The 598-nt window shown below is 68.4% G+C and carries 1 protein-coding gene; it reads left to right on the top strand.

What is annotated here, in order from left to right; translation table 11 throughout:
* Positions 1 to 14: 14 nt before the first annotated feature.
* On the top strand, positions 15 to 598 hold a 584-nt coding region (locus IEZ31_RS55900; protein ID WP_229837344.1), incomplete at its 3' end, for an acyltransferase domain-containing protein.

The raw sequence follows: 598 nt of genomic DNA, 5'->3' as shown, positions 1-598 counted from the left end.
CGCAGCGGCCCGGGATGGGTCTGGACCTGTACGGCGTGCTGCCGGAGTTCTCCGCCGCGCTGGACGAGGTCCGGTCGCATGTGGACGTCGACCTGGGTGAGCGGATCGATGAGACGCAGTTCGCGCAGGTGGGGCTGTTCGCGGTGCAGGTGGCGGTCTACCGGCAGTTGGAGGCCTGGGGGTTGCGGCCGCGGTGGCTGGGTGGGCACTCGATCGGTGAGTTGACGGCCGCGTATCTGGCCGGTGTCTGGGACCTTGAGGGCGCGTGCAGGATTGTGGCGGCGCGTGGGCGGTTGATGGCGTCGGCTCCGGCCGGTGGGTTGATGGCGTCGGTCGTGGCGTCGGAGGAGGAGATCCGGCCGTATCTCGTTGAGGGGCGGGTCGGTCTGGCGGCGGTGAACGGGCCGACGTCGGTGGTGGTGTCCGGTGATGCCGATGCGGTGATGGCGCTCATCGAGGGACGCAAGGCGAAGCTGCTGAAGGTTTCGCACGCGTTCCACAGCCACCATCTGGACGGGATTCTCGATGAGTTCCGTGCGGTGGTGGCGAGTGTGCCGGCGCGTGAGCCGGTGATCGGGTTGAACACCACCGGTGATGT

The organism is Dactylosporangium sucinum, assembly GCF_014647515.1.
Classification (GTDB): Bacteria; Actinomycetota; Actinomycetes; order Mycobacteriales; family Micromonosporaceae; genus Dactylosporangium; species Dactylosporangium sucinum.
The sequence above is the reverse complement of the archived record's forward strand: the minus strand, read 5'-3'. Positions and strand labels throughout refer to the sequence as shown.